General features: G+C 71.4%; 18 protein-coding genes. 17 read left to right on the top strand and 1 reads right to left on the bottom strand.

Going from position 1 to position 18,341, the window contains the following annotated elements; all coding sequences use genetic code 11:
* From E6R18_RS19995 to nusB, 4 genes are all read left to right on the top strand, one after another.
* The coding region (locus E6R18_RS19995; RefSeq protein WP_136318266.1) for a Pro-rich N-terminal domain-containing protein at nucleotides 1-718 on the top strand (718 nt) is incomplete at its 5' end.
* A gap of 95 nt (nucleotides 719-813) precedes the next feature.
* Entirely contained in the window at nucleotides 814-1,920 is a 1,107-nt protein-coding gene (locus E6R18_RS19985; RefSeq protein WP_136318264.1) for a M24 family metallopeptidase, read from the top strand.
* A gap of 50 nt (nucleotides 1,921-1,970) precedes the next feature.
* The gene (gene efp / locus E6R18_RS19980; RefSeq protein WP_018524241.1) at nucleotides 1,971-2,537 is read left to right on the top strand and encodes an elongation factor P; all 567 of its coding nucleotides are present in this window, start codon (nucleotides 1,971-1,973) and stop codon (nucleotides 2,535-2,537) included.
* Nucleotides 2,538-2,539: 2 nt separating this feature from the next.
* On the top strand, nucleotides 2,540-2,971 hold the full coding sequence (gene nusB, locus E6R18_RS19975; RefSeq protein WP_136318263.1) for a transcription antitermination factor NusB: 432 nt from the start codon (nucleotides 2,540-2,542) through the stop codon (nucleotides 2,969-2,971).
* A gap of 169 nt (nucleotides 2,972-3,140) precedes the next feature.
* On the opposite strand, the gene bldD is transcribed toward nusB, so the two are convergent.
* Nucleotides 3,141-3,641: a transcriptional regulator BldD gene (bldD, locus tag E6R18_RS19970; protein ID WP_018103903.1), complete on the bottom strand. Its 501-nt coding sequence runs from the start codon at nucleotides 3,639-3,641 to the stop codon at nucleotides 3,141-3,143.
* A 222-nt stretch (nucleotides 3,642-3,863) separates the two neighbouring features.
* Between bldD and pyrR the strand changes: the two genes are divergently transcribed.
* The 13 genes from pyrR (at nucleotide 3,864) to metK (ending at nucleotide 18,219) form a co-directional block, all read left to right on the top strand.
* Nucleotides 3,864-4,448, top strand: coding sequence for a bifunctional pyr operon transcriptional regulator/uracil phosphoribosyltransferase PyrR (gene pyrR / locus E6R18_RS19965; RefSeq protein ID WP_136318262.1), 585 nt, complete (start codon nucleotides 3,864-3,866; stop codon nucleotides 4,446-4,448).
* Between the two features lie 86 nt (nucleotides 4,449-4,534).
* Nucleotides 4,535-5,530 (top strand): aspartate carbamoyltransferase catalytic subunit, encoded by a 996-nt coding sequence (locus tag E6R18_RS19960; protein ID WP_136318270.1) that lies wholly within the window; start codon nucleotides 4,535-4,537, stop codon nucleotides 5,528-5,530.
* A gap of 2 nt (nucleotides 5,531-5,532) precedes the next feature.
* Complete coding sequence (locus E6R18_RS19955; RefSeq protein ID WP_136318261.1) at nucleotides 5,533-6,819, top strand: dihydroorotase; 1,287 nt, start codon at nucleotides 5,533-5,535, stop codon at nucleotides 6,817-6,819.
* Nucleotides 6,816-7,391 (top strand): hypothetical protein, encoded by a 576-nt coding sequence (locus E6R18_RS19950; protein WP_136318260.1) that lies wholly within the window; start codon nucleotides 6,816-6,818, stop codon nucleotides 7,389-7,391. The genes E6R18_RS19955 and E6R18_RS19950 overlap by 4 nt, the downstream gene beginning before the upstream one ends.
* On the top strand, nucleotides 7,388-8,527 hold the full coding sequence (gene carA, locus E6R18_RS19945) for a glutamine-hydrolyzing carbamoyl-phosphate synthase small subunit (RefSeq protein WP_136318259.1): 1,140 nt from the start codon (nucleotides 7,388-7,390) through the stop codon (nucleotides 8,525-8,527). The genes E6R18_RS19950 and carA overlap by 4 nt, the downstream gene beginning before the upstream one ends.
* On the top strand, nucleotides 8,520-11,828 hold the full coding sequence (gene carB / locus E6R18_RS19940) for a carbamoyl-phosphate synthase large subunit (RefSeq protein ID WP_136318258.1): 3,309 nt from the start codon (nucleotides 8,520-8,522) through the stop codon (nucleotides 11,826-11,828). The genes carA and carB overlap by 8 nt, the downstream gene beginning before the upstream one ends.
* 57 nt (nucleotides 11,829-11,885) lie before the next feature.
* Nucleotides 11,886-12,995, top strand: a complete 1,110-nt coding sequence (locus tag E6R18_RS19935; RefSeq protein ID WP_136318257.1) for a quinone-dependent dihydroorotate dehydrogenase — start codon at nucleotides 11,886-11,888, stop codon at nucleotides 12,993-12,995.
* Nucleotides 12,992-13,831 (top strand): orotidine-5'-phosphate decarboxylase, encoded by an 840-nt coding sequence (gene pyrF / locus E6R18_RS19930; protein WP_136318256.1) that lies wholly within the window; start codon nucleotides 12,992-12,994, stop codon nucleotides 13,829-13,831. The genes E6R18_RS19935 and pyrF overlap by 4 nt, the downstream gene beginning before the upstream one ends.
* Before the next feature lie 245 nt (nucleotides 13,832-14,076).
* On the top strand, nucleotides 14,077-14,400 hold the full coding sequence (locus E6R18_RS19925; RefSeq protein WP_018524251.1) for an integration host factor: 324 nt from the start codon (nucleotides 14,077-14,079) through the stop codon (nucleotides 14,398-14,400).
* Between the two features lie 38 nt (nucleotides 14,401-14,438).
* Nucleotides 14,439-15,056, top strand: a complete 618-nt coding sequence (gene gmk / locus E6R18_RS19920) for a guanylate kinase (protein ID WP_136318255.1) — start codon at nucleotides 14,439-14,441, stop codon at nucleotides 15,054-15,056.
* A gap of 94 nt (nucleotides 15,057-15,150) precedes the next feature.
* Complete coding sequence (gene rpoZ, locus E6R18_RS19915; protein ID WP_003970369.1) at nucleotides 15,151-15,423, top strand: DNA-directed RNA polymerase subunit omega; 273 nt, start codon at nucleotides 15,151-15,153, stop codon at nucleotides 15,421-15,423.
* Nucleotides 15,424-15,567: 144 nt separating this feature from the next.
* A complete protein-coding gene (gene coaBC, locus E6R18_RS19910) occupies nucleotides 15,568-16,770 on the top strand; it encodes a bifunctional phosphopantothenoylcysteine decarboxylase/phosphopantothenate--cysteine ligase CoaBC (protein WP_136318254.1) in 1,203 nt (400 codons plus the stop codon).
* A gap of 240 nt (nucleotides 16,771-17,010) precedes the next feature.
* Entirely contained in the window at nucleotides 17,011-18,219 is a 1,209-nt protein-coding gene (gene metK, locus E6R18_RS19905) for a methionine adenosyltransferase (RefSeq protein ID WP_136318253.1), read from the top strand.
* Nucleotides 18,220-18,341 lie beyond the last annotated feature (122 nt).

The following is an 18,341-nucleotide window of genomic DNA, read 5'->3' as shown; positions in this document are numbered from 1 at the left end:
TGAGCCCGCCGCCCCGCCCGCCCCGCAGGGCCAGGGCTGGTCCGGGCCCGCCCCGCAGCACGCCCCGGCCCCGGCCACCCGCGAGACCACCGGGCACATCCAGCTGCCGCCGGGCAGGCCGGTACCGCTGCCCGCACCGCCCGCCGAGCCGGGGACCGGCAACGCGACCCTCGCCGTGCTCCTGATCGGCCCGGCCGGCGCCGGCAAGACCACGGTGGCCAGGCTCTGGGCGGCGCGCCGCCGGGTGCCCACCGCCCACGTCAGCCTGGACGACGTCCGCGAGTGGGTCTGCTCCGGCTTCGCCGACCCGCAGGCCGGGTGGAACGACCAGTCCGAGGCGCAGTACCGCCTGGCCCGCCGCACCTGCGGCTTCGCCGCCCGCAACTTCCTGGCCAACGGCATCTCCTGCATCCTGGACGACGCGGTCTTCCCCGACCGCCCCGTCGTCGGCCTCGGCGGCTGGAAACGCCACGTCGGCCCCGGGCTCCTGCCCGTCGTCCTGCTGCCCGGCCTGGAGATCGTCCTGGAGCGCAACGCCGCGCGCAGCGGCAACCGCCGGCTCTCCGACGAGGAGGTCGCCCGCATCCACGGCCGGATGGCCGGCTGGTACGGCTCCGGCCTGCCCATCATCGACAACTCGACGTACGACGTGGAGACCACCGCCCGGGTCCTTGACGACATACTCGCCCGCTCCCTGGCCAGCCCGCCGGCCTGGTGAGACGGCCGCCTCCTGGCCCCGCCCACGGCGGCCCGCCCCCCCCGGTCGGATGCGCTGACCGGGCGGGCCGTGCGCCGCGCTCGTACGCTCGACGCATGTCAGAGGTGTACGCCGTCCGACGCGGACTGCTCCGCGACCGGTGCGCCGCAGTCGGATCCGCGGCCGCCCTGGTCTCCCGCCCCGCCAACGTCCGCTACCTGGCCGGCGGGGCGCCCCCCGGCGCCGTGCTGCTGCTCGGCCCCGGCGAGGACGTCCTGCTCTGCCCCCGCCCCCCGACCGGCGACCCGGCCGACGGGCGCACCGACGAGCACCTGCGGGTGGACCTGCTGGCGGTGGCCGGCGGCGATCCGGTGGTCGCCGCCGCCGACCTGGCCGCGGCGGGCGGCGCGGAGTCCCTGGCCGTCGAGGAGCACGACCTGACGGTCTCGCGGCACCGGGCCATGGCCTCGGTCGCCCCCAGGCTCCGGCTGGCCGATCTCGGCGCCACCGTCGAGCAGTTGCGCATCGTCAAGGACGAGGAGGAGATCGGCTGCCTGCGGATCGCCGCCGAGATCACCGACCAGGCGCTCGGCGAACTCCTCGAATCGATCCTCGTCGGCCGCACCGAACGGCACCTGGCGCTGGAACTGGAACGCCGGCTGGTGGACCACGGCGCCGACGGGCCCGCCTTCGCGACCTCCGTCGCCACCGGCCCGCACTCCGGCCTTGGCCGCCACCGGCCCTCGGACCGGCGCGTGGAGGAAGGAGATTTCCTCTCCGTCCGCCTCGGCGCCAACTACCGCGGCTACCGGTGCGAGATCGGCCGCACCTTCGTCATCGGAACGGCCCCGGCGGACTGGCAGATCGAGCTCTACGACCTGGTTTTCGCCGCTCAGAGGGCCGGCCGGGAGGCTCTGCTGCCCGGCGCCGAGTACCGCGACGTGGACCGCGCGGCCCGCCATCTCCTGGACTCCGCGGGGCACGGTGAGGGCCTCGCACCCTGGACGGGCCACGGGGTGGGGCTCGAAATCGACGAGGACCCGCAGCTGGCACCCGCTGCCATGGGTAAACTGGACGCTTGTGTGCCGGTCACCGTCGAACCGGGGGTCCACCTCCCGGGCCGGGGCGGAGTCCGGATCGATGACACGCTCGTCGTGCGCCCCGAGGCGGACGGCGGACCCGAGCTACTCACCATTACGACCAAGGAGCTGCTCGCGCTCTAGCGCGCGTCCTCGGTCGTTCCACCAGCTTCAGTCCAGGAGATTCCGCAACCGTGGCTTCCACGAACGACCTCAAGAACGGCATGGTGCTCAAGCTCGACGGAGGCCAGCTCTGGTCCGTCGTCGAGTTCCAGCACGTCAAGCCCGGCAAGGGCCCGGCCTTCGTGCGCACCAAGCTCAAGAACGTGCTGTCCGGCAAGGTCGTCGACAAGACGTTCAACGCCGGCGTGAAGGTCGAGACGGCCACCGTCGACCGCCGCGACATGCAGTTCTCGTACATGGACGGCGAGTACTTCGTCTTCATGGACATGGACACCTACGACCAGCTCATGGTCGACCGCAAGGCCGTCGGCGACGCCGCCAACTTCCTGATCGAGGGCTTCACCGCCTCCGTCGCCCAGCACGAGGGCGAGGTGCTCTACGTCGAGCTGCCGGCCGCCGTCGAGCTGACCATCCAGCACACGGACCCGGGCGTCCAGGGCGACCGATCCACCGGCGGCACCAAGCCCGCCACCCTGGAGACCGGCTACGAGATCGGCGTCCCGCTCTTCATCAGCACGGGCGAGAAGATCAAGGTCGACACCCGCTCCGGCGACTACCTCGGCCGGGTGAACAGCTAACCGTGGCTGCCCGGAACACGGCCCGCAAGCGTGCCTTCCAGATCCTCTTCGAGGCCGACCAGCGCGGTGAGTCCGTGCAGACGGTCCTCGCGGACTGGGTGCGGCACTCGCGGTCCGACACCCGTCAGCCGCCGGTCACCGAGTACACGATGGAGCTCGTCGAGGGGTACGCGCAGTACGCGGACCGGATCGACGACCTCATCGTCACCTACGCCGTGGACTGGGAGATCGACCGCATGCCGGTCGTCGACCGGAACATCCTGCGGCTCGGCGCGTACGAGCTGATCTGGGTGGACGCGACCCCGGACGCGGTGGTGATCGACGAGGCGGTGCAGATCGCCAAGGAGTTCTCGACCGACGAATCCCCGTCCTTCGTGAACGGCCTGCTGGCCCGCTTCAAGGACCTCAAGCCGAACCTCCGCCGGGAGCAGTGACACCCGGCGGCGTTCCGCCGACGAAGGGCCCATGGCTGTCGCCGTGGGTCCTTCGGCATGTCCGGGCCGCGGCCCCGCTCGCGCGGCCCCGGGCATACGAACGCCGGGTCCGGCGGGGCACCCCGAAGGGACCCCGCCGGACCCGGCGGCACGTTTCTGCGGGGGCTGGTCAGCCCTCGTCGTGGGCGACGGCGCGGCGCGCGTCCGCGTCCAGCACGCCCCAGCTGATCAGCTGCTCCGTCAGCACGGAAGGCGACTGGTCGTAGATCACGGCCAGCGTGCGCAGGTCGTCCTGGCGGATCGAGAGCACCTTGCCGTTGTAATCACCGCGCTGGCTCTGGATCGTCGCCGCGTAACGCTGGAGGGGACCGGCCTTCTCCGGCGGCACGTGGGCCAGGCGCTCCAGCTGGAGGACGAGCTTCGGCGGCGGCTCGGCGGCGCCGCCGGGCGTCGTGCCGGGCAGGAGCTCCTGGACCGGGACGCCGTAGAAGTCCGCCAGCTCGGCAAGGCGCTGCACGGTCACGGCACGGTCGCCGCGCTCGTACGAACCGACCACGACGGCCTTCCAGCGGCCCTGCGACTTCTCCTCCACGCCGTGGAGGGAGAGGCCCTGCTGGGTGCGGATGGCACGGAGTTTGGCCCCGAGCTGTTTTGCGTATTCGCTGGACATAAGGCTCCCCGGACGCTGGAACGTGCGCGGCTGGGCCGCGTGGCTGGTAACTCACTGTGAGGTTACGCAGCGTTACTTGGGTGCGTCAAGCTGAGATGGTCCGTACCGGCTCCGCCCGGGGGGTGGGGACGGGGACCGGCGCAGGCTCTGGTAACGTTGACGGTGCAATTTCGACGTCCTTTAAGGTCCGTCCCGTGAGGCGGAGAAGGAGGTCCGTTTCTTATGGACGCACAGCACGACGCCACCGGCAACGCGGCACGCCCCGTTCTGGAGGCTCCCGACATCGCCCGGGTCCTGACCCGCATCGCCCACGAGATCGTCGAACGCGCCAAGGGCGCCGACGACGTGGTGCTCCTCGGCATCCCCACCCGCGGGGTCTTCCTCGCCCGCCGGCTCGCCGACAAGCTCGAAGAGATCACCGGCCGCACGATTCCGGTCGGCTCCCTCGACATCACCATGTACCGGGACGACCTCAGGCTGCGCCCCGCGCGCGCCCTGGCCCGCACCGAGATCCCCGGCGAGGGTATCGAGGGCCGCCTGGTCGTCCTCGTGGACGACGTCCTCTTCTCCGGCCGCACGATCCGCGCCGCCCTCGACGCGCTCGGCGACATCGGCCGGCCCCGAGCGGTCCAGCTCGCGGTCCTGGTCGACCGCGGCCACCGCGAACTCCCGATCCGCGCCGACTACGTCGGCAAGAACCTCCCCACGTCGCTGCGGGAGACGGTCAAGGTCCAGCTCGCCGAGGAGGACGGCCGCGACGCCGTGCTGCTCGGGGTCGAGCAGGCCGCCCCCGCGGTCGAGCGCTAGCTTCCCGCCCGTACGGCCCGCCCGCCGTACGGCGGCTTCCGCGCGCCCGCATGCCTGAAAACTCCAGCCACCCGGAGAACACCCAGATGAAGCGTCACCTCATCTCGGCCGCCGACCTCACCCGCGACGACGCCGTCCTGATCCTCGACACCGCCGAGGAGATGGCCCGGGTCGCGGACCGGCCGATCAAGAAGCTCCCCACCCTGCGCGGCCGTACCGTCGTCAACCTCTTCTTCGAGGACTCGACGCGCACCCGCATCTCCTTCGAGGCGGCCGCCAAGCGGCTGTCCGCCGACGTCATCAACTTCTCCGCGAAGGGCTCGTCCGTCTCCAAGGGCGAGTCGCTCAAGGACACCGCGCTGACCCTGGAGGCGATGGGCGCCGACGCCGTCGTCATCCGCCACGGCGCCTCCGGAGCCCCCTACCGGCTGGCCACCTCCGGCTGGATCGACGGCGCCGTCGTCAACGCCGGCGACGGCACCCACGAGCACCCCACCCAGGCCCTCCTGGACGCCTTCACCATGCGCCGCAGGCTCGTCGGCCCGGACACCGGGCTCGGCAAGGACCTCGACGGCCGCAGGATCACCATCGTCGGCGACATCCTGCACAGCCGGGTCGCCCGCTCCAACGTCCACCTGCTGAACACGCTCGGCGCCCACGTCACCCTGGTCGCCCCGCCCACCCTGGTCCCGGTCGGCGTCGAGCAGTGGCCCTGCGACATCAGCTACAGCCTGGACGCCGTGCTGCCGGACTCCGACGCCGTCATGATGCTGCGTGTGCAGCGCGAGCGGATGAACGCGGCCTACTTCCCGACCGAGCGCGAGTACTCCCGCCGCTACGGCCTGGACGGCGAGCGCATGGCGAAGATGCCCGAGCACGCCGTCGTCATGCACCCCGGCCCGATGGTCCGCGGCATGGAGATCACCGCCGAGGTCGCCGACTCCGACCGCTGCACGGTCGTGGAGCAGGTCGCCAACGGCGTCTCCATCCGCATGGCCGTGCTCTACCTGCTGCTCGGCGGCTACGAGTCCGCCCACCCGTCGCCCGCCGCCACCCCCGCCCGTACCGAGGAGAACGAGTAACCATGAGCAAGATCCTTATCCGCGGTGCGAAGGTGCTCGGCGGCGACCCGCAGGACGTCCTCATCGACGGCGAGACCATCGCCGCGGTCGGCGCCGGGCTCGACGCCGGTGGCGCCACCGTGATCGAGGCGGCCGGCCAGGTCCTGCTGCCCGGCCTGGTCGACCTCCACACCCACCTGCGCGAGCCCGGCCGCGAGGACTCCGAGACCGTCCTGACCGGCACCAAGGCCGCCGCGGTCGGCGGCTTCACCGCCGTGCACGCCATGGCCAACACCTTCCCCGTAGCCGACACCGCCGGCGTCGTGGAGCAGGTCTGGCGGCTCGGCAAGGAGTCCGGCTACTGCGACGTGCAGCCCATCGGCGCCGTCACCGTCGGCCTGGAGGGCAAACAGCTCGCCGAACTCGGCGCCATGCACGATTCGGCCGCCGGAGTGAGGGTCTTCTCCGACGACGGCAAGTGCGTGGACGACGCGGTCATCATGCGCCGTGCCCTGGAGTACGTGAAGGCGTTCGACGGGGTCGTCGCCCAGCACGCCCAGGAGCCCCGCCTCACCGAGGGCGCCCAGATGAACGAGGGCATCGTCTCGGCCGAGCTGGGCCTCGGCGGCTGGCCCGCCGTCGCCGAGGAGTCGATCATCGCCCGCGACGTCCTGCTCGCCGCCCACGTCGGCTCCCGGGTGCACATCTGCCACCTGTCGACCGCCGGCTCCGTCGAGATCGTGCGCTGGGCCAAGTCCAAGGGCTGGAACGTCACCGCCGAGGTCACCCCGCACCACCTCCTGCTCACCGACGAGCTCGTACGGTCCTACAACCCCGTCTACAAGGTGAACCCGCCGCTGCGCACCGAGGCCGACGTCATGGCCCTGCGCGAGGCCCTCGCCGACGGCACCATCGACTGCGTCGCCACCGACCACGCCCCGCACCCGCACGAGGACAAGGACTGCGAGTGGGCCGCGGCCGCCATGGGCATGGTGGGCCTGGAGACCGCGCTCTCCGTCGTCCAGCAGACGATGGTCGAGACCGGACTGCTCGACTGGGCCGGCGTCGCCGACCGCATGTCGCTGCGCCCCGCGGCCATCGGCCGGCTCGAAGGACACGGCCGCCCCGTCTCGGCGGGTGAGCCTGCCAACCTCACCCTGGTCGATCCGGCATACCGTGGAGTCGTGGACCCCGCGGGATTCGCCTCCCGCAGCCGCAACACCCCGTACGAGGGGCGCGAGCTGCCGGGCCGAGTGACCCACACCTTCCTGCGGGGCCGTGCCACGGTCGTCGACGGGAAGCTCGCGTGACAACACAGACCCTGTACCAACTGGCCGCCGAGCAGAAATCGGCGGAGGTGACCGACTGGCCCGCCCGCGTCAGCTGGGTGATCGGACTCGTCGTCCTCGTCGTGTTCGTCTACTGGCTGATGCGCCAGGGGTGGAAGTGGCGCGGGAACCTCCAGTCGGACCTGCCCGCCCTCGCGACCACCCCCGAGGGCTACGCGGACGGCGAGAAGCTGCTCACCCTCACCGGCCGTTACCACGCGTCGACCACGGCCGGGCAGTGGCTCGACCGGATCGTCGCCCACGGCCTCGGCACCCGCAGCCGCGTCGAGCTCACCCTCACCGCCGAGGGCCTGGACGTCGTACGGCCCGGCGCGGCGGACTTCTTCGTGCCGGCCGCCGACCTGCGCGGCGCCCGCACCGACAAGGCACTGGCGGGCAAGGTCCTGCCCGAGGGCGGCCTCCTCGTCATCACCTGGGCGCTCGGCGACCAGCTGATCGACTCCGGATTCCGCTCCGACCACTCGGCCGAGCACCCAGCCTGGGTCGAAGCCGTCAACCACCTCACCAGCACTACGGAAGGCATCGCACGATGACGACCTCCACCCGGGGAGCCCAGGTTCCCGCCGTACTCGTCCTGGAGGACGGCCGCGCCTTCCGCGGCCGCGCCTACGGGGCTGTGGGGGAGACCTTCGGCGAGGCGGTCTTCTCCACCGGCATGACCGGCTACCAGGAGACGCTGACCGACCCCTCGTACCACCGCCAGGTCGTGGTGATGACCGCCCCGCACGTCGGCAACACCGGGGTGAACGACGAGGACCCCGAGTCCAAGCGGATCTGGGTCTCCGGCTACGTCGTGCGCGACCCCGCCCGCACCCCCTCCAACTGGCGCTCCCGCCGCACCCTCGACGAGGAGCTGGCCAACCAGGGCGTCGTCGGCATCAGCGGCGTCGACACCCGCGCCCTCACCCGCCACCTGCGCGAGCGCGGCGCCATGCGCGTCGGCATCTTCTCCGGCGACGCCGTCACCGACGACGCCGCGATGCTGGCCCGCGTCCAGCAGGCCCCCGAGATGACGGGCGCCGACCTGTCCGCCGAGGTCGCCACCAAGGAGACCTACGTCGTCCCCGCGATCGGCACCAGGAAGTTCACCGTCGCCGCGATCGACCTCGGCATCAAGGGCATGACCCCGCACCGGATGGCCGAGCGCGGCATCGAGGTGCACGTCCTGCCCGCCACCGCGACGCTGGAGGAGGTGTACGCGGTCGCGCCCGACGGCGTCTTCTTCTCCAACGGCCCCGGCGACCCGTCCACCGCCGACCACCCCGTCTCCCTCATGCGGGGCGTGCTGGAGCGCGGGACCCCGCTCTTCGGCATCTGCTTCGGCAACCAGATCCTGGGCCGCGCGCTCGGCTTCGGCACCTACAAGCTGAAGTACGGCCACCGCGGCATCAACCAGCCCGTGCAGGACCGCTCGACCGGCAAGGTCGAGGTCACCGCGCACAACCACGGCTTCGCCGTCGACGCCCCCCTCGACAAGGTCTCCGACACCGCCTTCGGCCGGGCCGAGGTCTCCCACGTCTGCCTGAACGACCAGGTGGTCGAGGGCCTCCAGCTGCTCGACCGGCCGGCCTTCAGCGTCCAGTACCACCCCGAGGCGGCCGCCGGCCCGCACGACGCCGCGTACCTCTTCGACCGCTTCGTTTCCCTGATGGAGGGCCAGCGTGCCTAAGCGCTCCGATATCCAGTCCGTCCTGGTCATCGGCTCCGGCCCGATCGTCATCGGGCAGGCCGCCGAGTTCGACTACTCCGGCACCCAGGCATGCCGCGTCCTCAAGGCCGAGGGCCTGCGCGTCATCCTGGTGAACTCCAACCCGGCCACGATCATGACCGACCCGGAGATCGCCGACGCCACCTACGTCGAGCCGATCACCCCCGAGTTCGTCGAGAAGATCATCGCCAAGGAGCGCCCGGACGCGCTGCTGCCCACCCTGGGCGGCCAGACCGCGCTGAACACCGCGATCTCCATGCACGACAACGGCGTCCTGGAGAAGTACGGCGTCGAGCTCATCGGCGCCAACGTCGAGGCCATCAACAAGGGCGAGGACCGCGACCTCTTCAAGGGCGTCGTGGAGGCCGTCAAGGAGAAGATCGGATACGGCGAGTCCGCCCGCTCCGTCATCTGCCACTCCATGGACGACGTGCTCGCCGGCGTCGACACCCTCGGCGGCTACCCCGTCGTCGTCCGCCCCTCCTTCACCATGGGCGGCGCCGGCTCCGGCTTCGCCCACGACGAGGAGGAGCTGCGCCGCATCGCCGGACAGGGCCTCACGCTCTCCCCGACCACCGAGGTGCTCCTGGAGGAGTCCATCCTCGGCTGGAAGGAGTACGAGCTGGAGCTGATGCGCGACCGCAACGACAACGTCGTGGTCGTCTGCTCCATCGAGAACTTCGACCCGATGGGCGTCCACACCGGTGACTCGATCACCGTCGCCCCGGCGATGACCCTCACCGACCGCGAGTACCAGCGGCTGCGCGACATCGGCATCGCGATCATCCGCGAGGTCGGCGTCGACACCGGCGGCTGCAACATCCAGTTCGCCATCGACCCGGCCGACGGCCGCGTCATCGTGATCGAGATGAACCCCCGCGTCTCCCGCTCCTCGGCGCTCGCCTCCAAGGCCACCGGCTTCCCGATCGCCAAGATCGCCGCCAAGCTGGCCGTCGGCTACACGCTGGACGAGATCCCCAACGACATCACCGAGAAGACCCCCGCCTCCTTCGAGCCGACCCTCGACTACGTCGTCGTCAAGGCCCCGCGCTTCGCGTTCGAGAAGTTCCCCTCCGCCGACTCCACCCTCACCACCACCATGAAGTCGGTGGGCGAGGCCATGGCGATCGGCCGGAACTTCACCGAGGCGCTGCAGAAGGCCCTGCGCTCCCTGGAGAAGAAGGGCTCGCAGTTCACCTTCACCGGCGACCCCGGCGACAAGGCCGAGCTGCTGGCCGAGGCGGTCCGCCCGACCGACGGCCGGATCAACTCCGTCATGCAGGCGATCCGGGCCGGCGCCACCCAGGAGGAGGTCTTCGACGCCACGAAGATCGACCCCTGGTTCGTGGACCAGCTCTTCCTGATCAAGGAGATCGCCGACGAGCTGGCCGCCGCCGACAAGCTCGTCCCCGAACTGCTCGCCGAGGCCAAGCGGCACGGCTTCTCGGACGTCCAGATCGCCGAGATCCGCGGCCTGCGCGAGGACGTCGTCCGCGAGGTGCGGCACGCGCTCGGCATCCGCCCGGTCTACAAGACGGTCGACACCTGCGCCGCCGAGTTCGCCGCGAAGACCCCGTACTTCTACTCCTCCTACGACGAGGAGAGCGAGGTCGCGCCCCGCACCAAGCCCGCGGTGATCATCCTGGGCTCCGGCCCCAACCGCATCGGCCAGGGCATCGAGTTCGACTACTCCTGCGTCCACGCCTCCTTCGCGCTCAGCGACGCGGGCTACGAGACCGTGATGGTCAACTGCAACCCGGAGACGGTCTCCACCGACTACGACACCTCCGACCGCCTGTACTTCGAGCCGCTGACGCTGGAAGACGTGCTGGAGATCGTGCACGCCGAGACCCTCGCGGGCCCGGTCGCGGGTGTCGTCGTCCAGCTCGGCGGACAGACCCCGCTGGGCCTGTCCCAGGCGCTCAAGGACAACGGCGTGCCCGTCGTCGGCACCCCGCCGGAGGCCATCCACGCCGCCGAGGACCGCGGCGCCTTCGGCCGCGTCCTGGCCGAGGCCGGCCTGCCCGCGCCCAAGCACGGCACCGCCACCACCTTCACCGAGGCCAAGCAGATCGCCGACGAGATCGGCTACCCCGTCCTCGTACGCCCGTCGTACGTGCTCGGCGGGCGCGGCATGGAGATCGTGTACGACGAGACCCGGCTCTCCTCGTACATCGCCGAGTCCACCGAGATCAGCCCCACCCGGCCGGTCCTGGTCGACCGCTTCCTCGACGACGCCATCGAGATCGACGTCGACGCCCTCTACGACGGCGCCGAGCTCTACCTCGGCGGCGTCATGGAGCACATCGAGGAGGCCGGCATCCACTCCGGCGACTCCGCCTGCGCGCTGCCCCCGATCACCCTCGGCGGCCACGACGTCAAGCGGCTGCGCGCCTCCACCGAGGCCATCGCCAAGGGCGTCGGCGTCCGCGGACTGATCAACATCCAGTTCGCGCTGTCCGGCGACATCCTCTACGTCCTGGAGGCCAACCCGCGCGCCTCGCGGACCGTGCCCTTCACCTCGAAGGCGACCGCCGTCCCGCTCGCCAAGGCCGCCGCCCGGATCTCGCTGGGCGCGACCGTCGCGCAGCTGCGCGAGGAGGGCCTGCTGCCGAAGCACGGCGACGGCGGCACCCTGCCGCTGGACGCGCCGATCTCCGTCAAGGAGGCCGTCATGCCGTGGTCGCGCTTCCGCGACATCCACGGCCGCGGCGTCGACACCATCCTCGGCCCGGAGATGCGCTCCACCGGCGAGGTCATGGGCATCGACTCGGCCTTCGGCACCGCGTACGCCAAGTCGCAGGCCGGCGCCTACGGGCCGCTGCCCACCAAGGGCCGCGCCTTCATCTCGGTGGCCAACCGCGACAAGCGCTCGATGATCTTCCCGGCCCGCGAGCTGGTCGCCCACGGCTTCGAGCTGCTGGCCACCTCCGGCACCGCCGAGGTCCTCAAGCGCAACGGCATCAACGCCACGGTCGTGCGCAAGCTGTCCGAGGGCGAGGGCCCGAACGGCGAGCGGACCATCGTCCAGCTGATCCACGAGGGCGGTGTCGACCTGATCGTCAACACCCCCTACGGGACCGGCGGCCGCCTCGACGGCTACGAGATCCGCACCGCGGCCGTCGCCCGCTCGGTGCCCTGCCTGACCACGGTCCAGGCGCTCGCCGCGGCCGTCCAGGGCATCGACGCCCTCAACAACGGAGACGTCGGCGTCCGTTCCCTCCAGGAACACGCGGAACGCCTGACCGCGGCCCGCGACTAGCAGAACCCAGCAGGGGGGCACCGGAAACGGTGTCCCCCTCTTCATGAGGACACCGTGATGTACAAGTTCTTCTTCCAGCTGGTCTTCAAGCGCATGGACCCGGAGCAGGCCCACTACGCCGCCTTCCGCTGGATCCGCCTGGCCGCCCGCATCCCCGTGCTGCGCACCTTCGTGGCCGCCGCCCTCGCCCCCCGCTACAAGGAGCTGCGCACCGAGGCCCTGGGCCTGCGGATGCACGGTCCCTTCGGCCTCGCCGCCGGCTTCGACAAGAACGCGGTCGCGATCGACGGCATGGCGATGCTCGGCTTCGACCACGTCGAGATCGGCACCGTGACCGGCGAGGCGCAGCCCGGCAACCCGAAGAAGCGGCTGTTCCGCCTCGTGGCGGACCGCGCGCTCATCAACCGCATGGGCTTCAACAACGAGGGCTCCGCCGCCGTCGCCGCACGGCTGGCCGCCCGCACCCCGGTCTTCCGCACCACCGTCGGCGTCAACATCGGCAAGACGAAGGCCGTCGCCGAGGCCGACGCCGCCGCCGACTACGTGAAGTCCACCGAGCGGCTCGCCGCCCACGCCGACTACCTCGTCGTCAACGTCTCCTCGCCCAACACCCCCGGCCTGCGCAACCTCCAGGCCACGGAGTCGCTGCGCCCGCTGCTCACCGCCGTGCGCGAGGCCGCCGACCGCACCGTCACCGGCCGCCGCGTCCCGCTGCTCGTCAAGATCGCCCCGGACCTCGCCGACGAGGACGTCGACGCCGTCGCGGACCTCGCCGTGGAACTCGGCCTGGACGGCATCATCGCCACCAACACCACCATCGCCCGCGAGGGCCTGGGCCTGAAGTCCCCCGCGTCCCTGGTGAAGGAGACCGGCGGCCTGTCCGGCGCACCCCTCAAGGAGCGCTCCCTGGAGGTCCTGAGCCGCCTGTACGGGCGTGTGGGGGACCGGATCACCCTGGTGGGCGTCGGGGGCGTCGAGAACGCCGAGGACGCCTGGCAGCGCATCCTCGCCGGCGCCACCCTCGTCCAGGGCTACAGCGCCTTCATCTACGAGGGCCCGTTCTACGCCCGCGCCATCCACAAGGGCCTGGCCGCGCGGCTGGCCGCCTCCCCGTACGCCACGCTCGCGGACGCCGTCGGCGCCGGAACCCGGAAGGCGGCGAAATGACCCTGGAACCCTTCGGTGCCCGGCTGCGCCAGGCCATGGACACCCGCGGCCCGCTGTGCGTCGGCATCGACCCGCACGCCTCGCTGCTCACCTCCTGGGGGCTGAACGACGACGTCGGGGGCCTGGAGCGCTTCACCCGCACGGTGGTCGAGGCGCTGGCCGACCGGGTCGCCGTGCTCAAGCCGCAGTCCGCCTTCTTCGAGCGCTTCGGCTCGCGCGGCATCGCCGTCCTGGAGAAGGCCGTCGAGGAGGCCAGGGCAGCCGGCGCCCTGGTCCTGATGGACGCCAAGCGCGGCGACATCGGCTCCACCATGGGCGCCTACGCGGCGACCTACCTGGACAAGGACTCGCCGCTGTTCTCGGACGCGGTCACCGTCTCGCCGTACCTCGGCTTCGGCTCGCTGCGGCCGGCGCTCGACGCGGCGGCGGTCTCCGGCGCGGGCGTCTTCGTGCTCGCCCTGACCTCCAACCCGGAGGGCGCCGAGGTGCAGCGCGCCACGGCGGCCGACGGCCGTCCGCTGGCCCAGCTGATGCTGGACCACATGGCCGCCGAGAACGCGGGCGCCGCCCCGCTCGGCTCGGTCGGCGCGGTGGTCGGGGCCACGCTCGGCGACGCGGGCGTGGACCTCGCGATCAACGGCCCGCTGCTCGCCCCCGGCATCGGCGCCCAGGGGGCGACGCCGGCGGATCTGCCGGGCGTCTTCGGCGACGCGGTGCGCAATGTGGTGCCCAGCGTCAGCCGGGGCGTGCTGCGCCACGGTCCGGACGCATCCGGGCTGCGCGAAGCCGCCGGACGGTTCGCGGACGAGGTCCGTACGGCCGTCTCGGACCGCTGACCCTGCCACGTAACTGCGTGTTGACGGAATCCTGACCAAAAAACTCAGGTGTTATGCCGGGAATGTCCTGGTCGGCCGAGGCTGACCAGGACTTTTCGTCTGTTCTCGCTGACTCCGGCGGCCTTGGCCGCTAGTCTCCGTCGAGAGCCGACGAGCACAGGTTGTTCGCGGCTCACCAGGTGAGGGGCGATCCCGCCGCCTCACCGGTCCGTATCCGACAGATCGACATCCGAGGTGACGTAGGCGTGGCTCTTCCGCCCCTTACCCCTGAACAGCGCGCAGCCGCGCTCGAAAAGGCCGCCGCGGCTCGCCGGGAGCGGGCCGAGGTCAAGAATCGACTCAAGCACTCCGGCGCCTCCCTCCACGAGGTCATCAAGTCGGGCCAGGAGAACGACGTCATCGGCAAGATGAAGGTCTCCGCCCTGCTGGAGTCCCTGCCCGGTGTGGGCAAGGTCCGTGCCAAGCAGATCATGGAGCGGCTCGGCATCTCCGAGAGCCGCCGGGTCAGGGGTCTTGGCTCCAACCAGATCGCATCCCTGGAGCGCGAGTTCGGCGGCAGCGCCGCCTGACGTTCTCAGGCACCCCTGAGAACCTGGATAATCGCTCCATGGCTGCAACATCCCGGGGGACGTCCCCCGTACCCCCGGACGTACGTCCGCGGCTGACCGTGCTCTCCGGCCCCTCCGGGGTCGGCAAGAGCACGGTCGTCGCGCATATGCGCAAGGTCCACCCCGAGGTGTGGCTCTCGGTGTCGGCGACGACCCGCAAGCCCCGCCCCGGCGAACGCAACGGCGTCCACTACTTCTTCGTGGACGACGAGGAGTTCGACAAGCTCATCGCCAACGGCGAGCTGCTGGAGTGGGCCGAGTTCGCCGGCAACCGCTACGGCACCCCGCGCCGCGCCGTGCAGGAGCGGCTGGAGGCGGGTGAGCCGGTGCTCCTGGAGATCGACCTCCAGGGTGCCCGGCTGGTCCGCCAGTCCATGGCCGACGCCCAGCTGGTCTTCCTCGCGCCGCCGAGCTGGGAGGAGCTGGTGCGCCGGCTCACCGGCCGGGGGACCGAGGCACCCGAGGTCATCGAACGCCGGCTCGGTGCGGCCAAGGTCGAGCTGGCCGCCGAATCCGAGTTCGATACGACGCTGGTCAACACCTCCGTCGAGGATGTGGCCCGTGAGCTGCTAGCCTTGATGCTGGAGGCTTCCGGCCACCGCGCCGGCGGCGAGTGACCCACCGACCGAACCACCGACGCGGGGGCACCGGCCACAAAGCCCCTGACTGTCAAAGATTTCTTTGATCTTCATCCCCTTCGGAAGGCAGAGCGTGTCCTCTTCCATCACCACGCCCGAGGGCATCATCAACCCGCCGATTGATGAGCTCCTCGAAGCAACCGACTCGAAGTACAGCCTCGTGATCTACGCCGCCAAGCGCGCGCGCCAGATCAACGCGTACTACTCGCAGCTCGGTGAGGGCCTCCTCGAGTACGTCGGCCCGCTCGTCGACACCCACGTGCACGAGAAGCCGCTCTCGATCGCGCTCCGCGAGATCAACGCGGGCCTGCTCACGTCCGAGGCCATCGAGGGCCCCGCGCAGTAAGCAGCGAAACGCAACCTCACCTCAGGCCCGGCGGGCATCCCGCCGGGCCTGAGGTGTGCCCGGGGCGACGGACCGGCGCCCGCGCCGGTGAGGCAGCATGGGGGAGTACGTATGCCGGTACGCAGCCGAGTGCGGGGAGACGCAGTGGACAAGCCGAAGGTCGTTCTGGGGGTCAGCGGCGGCATCGCCGCGTACAAGGCGTGCGAGCTGCTGCGCCGGCTGACCGAGTCCGGCCACGACGTCCGGGTCGTCCCGACCGGGTCCGCCCTGCACTTCGTCGGCGCCGCCACCTGGTCGGCGCTCTCCGGCCACCCGGTCTCGACCGAGGTCTGGAACGACGTCCACGAGGTGCCGCACGTACGGATCGGGCAGCACGCCGACCTCGTCGTCGTCGCCCCGGCCACCGCCGACATGCTGGCCAAGGCCGCCCACGGGCTCGCCGACGACCTGCTCACCAACACCCTGCTCACCGCCCGCTGTCCGGTCGTCTTCGCACCCGCCATGCACACCGAGATGTGGGAGCACCCCGCCACCCAGGAGAACGTGGCCACCCTGCGCCGCCGGGGCGCCGTCGTCATCGAGCCCGCCGTCGGCCGCCTCACCGGCGTCGACACCGGCAAGGGCCGGCTGCCCGACCCGGGCGAGATCTTCGAGGTCTGCCGCCGGGTGCTGGCCCGCGGCGCCGCCGCCCCCGACCTGGCGGACCGGCACGTGGTGATCAGCGCGGGCGGGACCAGGGAACCGCTCGACCCCGTCCGCTACCTCGGCAACCGCTCCTCCGGCAAGCAGGGCTACGCACTGGCCCGCACCGCCGTCGCGCGCGGCGCCCGGGTCACGCTCGTCGAGGCCAACACCGGGCTGCCGGACCCGTCCGGCGCCGACGTCGTCCACACCGGCACCGCGGTGCAGCTGCGCGAGGCCGTGCTCAAGGCCGCGGAGGACGCCGACGTCGTGGTGATGGCCGCAGCGGTCGCCGACTTCCGACCCGCCGAGTACGTGACCGGGAAGATCAAGAAGAAGGACGGCCAGGAGCCCCCTCCCCTCGTGCTCGTCCGCAACCCCGACATCCTCGCCGAGGTGGCGGCCGAGCGCGCCACGCCCGGGCAGATCGTCGTCGGATTCGCCGCCGAGACCGACGACGTCCTGGCCAACGGCCGCGCGAAGCTGCGCCGCAAGGGCTGCGACCTGCTGGTGGTCAACGAGGTGGGGGAGCGCAAGACCTTCGGCTCCGAGGAGAACGAAGCGGTGGTGCTCGCCGCCGACGGCACCGAGACGCCGGTGCCCCACGGACCCAAGGAAGCGCTCGCCGACACGGTGTGGGACCTCGTGTCGGCGCGGCTCGGATGAATTCCCCGTGACACGCCGGACCGGCCACAACCCTTGGCACGCCGCGCCGGATCCGGCCGGCAACGGTCCTTCCAGGGCCTCGGGGTACCGGTGGGGCAGGTCACATATCTCCCAAAGGGCGAGACACGTTGTCCGGAGACCGGAGCCGACCGATAAACTGCCCCTGGACCGTACCGGGCGCAGCTCCCGGGCCCGTCCGTCCATGATCAGCCAGCAGCCGCTGCAACCCCAGGGAGCGATGTGTCCCGCCGTCTCTTCACCTCGGAGTCCGTCACCGAGGGTCACCCCGACAAGATCGCTGACCAGATCAGCGACACCATTCTCGACGCGCTCCTGCGCCAGGACCCGTCCTCCCGCGTCGCCGTCGAGACCCTGATCACGACCGGTCTGGTGCATGTTGCGGGTGAGGTCACGACCAAGGCCTACGCCGACATTCCGACGCTGGTCCGCAACAAGGTCCTGGAGATCGGCTACGACTCCTCGAAGAAGGGCTTCGACGGCGCCTCCTGCGGCGTCTCGGTGTCCATCGGCGCCCAGTCCCCGGACATCGCGCAGGGCGTCGACACCGCGTACGAGAAGCGGGTCGAGGGGGACGAGGACGAGCTCGACAAGCAGGGCGCCGGCGACCAGGGCCTGATGTTCGGCTACGCCTGCGACGAGACCCCCGAGCTGATGCCGCTGCCGGTCCACCTCGCGCACCGGCTCTCGCGCCGCCTGTCCGAGGTCCGCAAGAACGGGACCATCCCGTACCTGCGCCCCGACGGCAAGACCCAGGTCACCATCGAGTACGACGGCGACAAGGCCGTCCGCCTCGACACGGTCGTCGTCTCCTCGCAGCACGCCAGCGACATCGACCTCGACTCGCTGCTCGCGCCCGACATCCGCGAGTTCGTCGTGGAGCACGTCCTGTCGCAGCTCATCGAGGACGGCATCAAGCTGGACACCGAGGGCTACCGCCTCCTCGTCAACCCGACCGGGCGCTTCGAGATCGGCGGCCCAATGGGCGACGCCGGCCTCACCGGCCGCAAGATCATCATCGACACCTACGGGGGCATGGCCCGCCACGGCGGCGGCGCCTTCTCCGGCAAGGACCCGTCGAAGGTGGACCGCTCGGCCGCCTACGCGATGCGCTGGGTCGCCAAGAACGTCGTCGCCGCCGGGCTCGCCGCCCGCTGCGAGGTCCAGGTCGCCTACGCGATCGGCAAGGCCGAGCCGGTCGGCCTGTTCGTGGAGACCTTCGGCACCGCCGCGATCGAGACCGAGAAGATCGAGCACGCCATCGGCGAGGTCTTCGACCTCCGCCCGGCCGCGATCATCCGCGACCTCGACCTGCTCCGCCCGATCTACGCCCAGACCGCCGCGTACGGGCACTTCGGCCGCGAGCTGCCCGACTTCACGTGGGAGCGCACCGACCGGGTCGAGGCGCTGCGCGCCGCCGCGGGCCTGTAAGGGCGCCCGAGGCCGACTTCCGCCGGAGCCCGGACGCCGTCACGGTGTCCGGGCTCCGGCCTGTCGCGGTCCCGGGAGGGTACGAGCGAAGGGCGGACGTCGCTGTCAGAGGCGTCTGGTAG

The organism is Streptomyces sp. A1277 (assembly GCF_004795015.1).
GTDB lineage: Bacteria > Actinomycetota > Actinomycetes > Streptomycetales > Streptomycetaceae > Streptomyces.
Note: the sequence above shows the minus strand (reverse complement) of the source record. Positions and strands in the feature narration are given on the sequence as shown.

Coding starts and splice junctions, on each gene's coding strand:
- E6R18_RS19985 (WP_136318264.1), top strand. CDS start 814: ATGTCAGAGGTGTACGCCGTCCGACGCGGACTGCTCCGCGACCGGTGC.
- bldD (WP_018103903.1), bottom strand. CDS start 3,641: ATGTCCAGCGAATACGCAAAACAGCTCGGGGCCAAACTCCGTGCCATC.
- pyrR (WP_136318262.1), top strand. CDS start 3,864: ATGGACGCACAGCACGACGCCACCGGCAACGCGGCACGCCCCGTTCTG.
- E6R18_RS19960 (WP_136318270.1), top strand. CDS start 4,535: ATGAAGCGTCACCTCATCTCGGCCGCCGACCTCACCCGCGACGACGCC.
- E6R18_RS19955 (WP_136318261.1), top strand. CDS start 5,533: ATGAGCAAGATCCTTATCCGCGGTGCGAAGGTGCTCGGCGGCGACCCG.
- carA (WP_136318259.1), top strand. CDS start 7,388: ATGACGACCTCCACCCGGGGAGCCCAGGTTCCCGCCGTACTCGTCCTG.
- E6R18_RS19935 (WP_136318257.1), top strand. CDS start 11,886: ATGTACAAGTTCTTCTTCCAGCTGGTCTTCAAGCGCATGGACCCGGAG.
- pyrF (WP_136318256.1), top strand. CDS start 12,992: ATGACCCTGGAACCCTTCGGTGCCCGGCTGCGCCAGGCCATGGACACC.
- gmk (WP_136318255.1), top strand. CDS start 14,439: ATGGCTGCAACATCCCGGGGGACGTCCCCCGTACCCCCGGACGTACGT.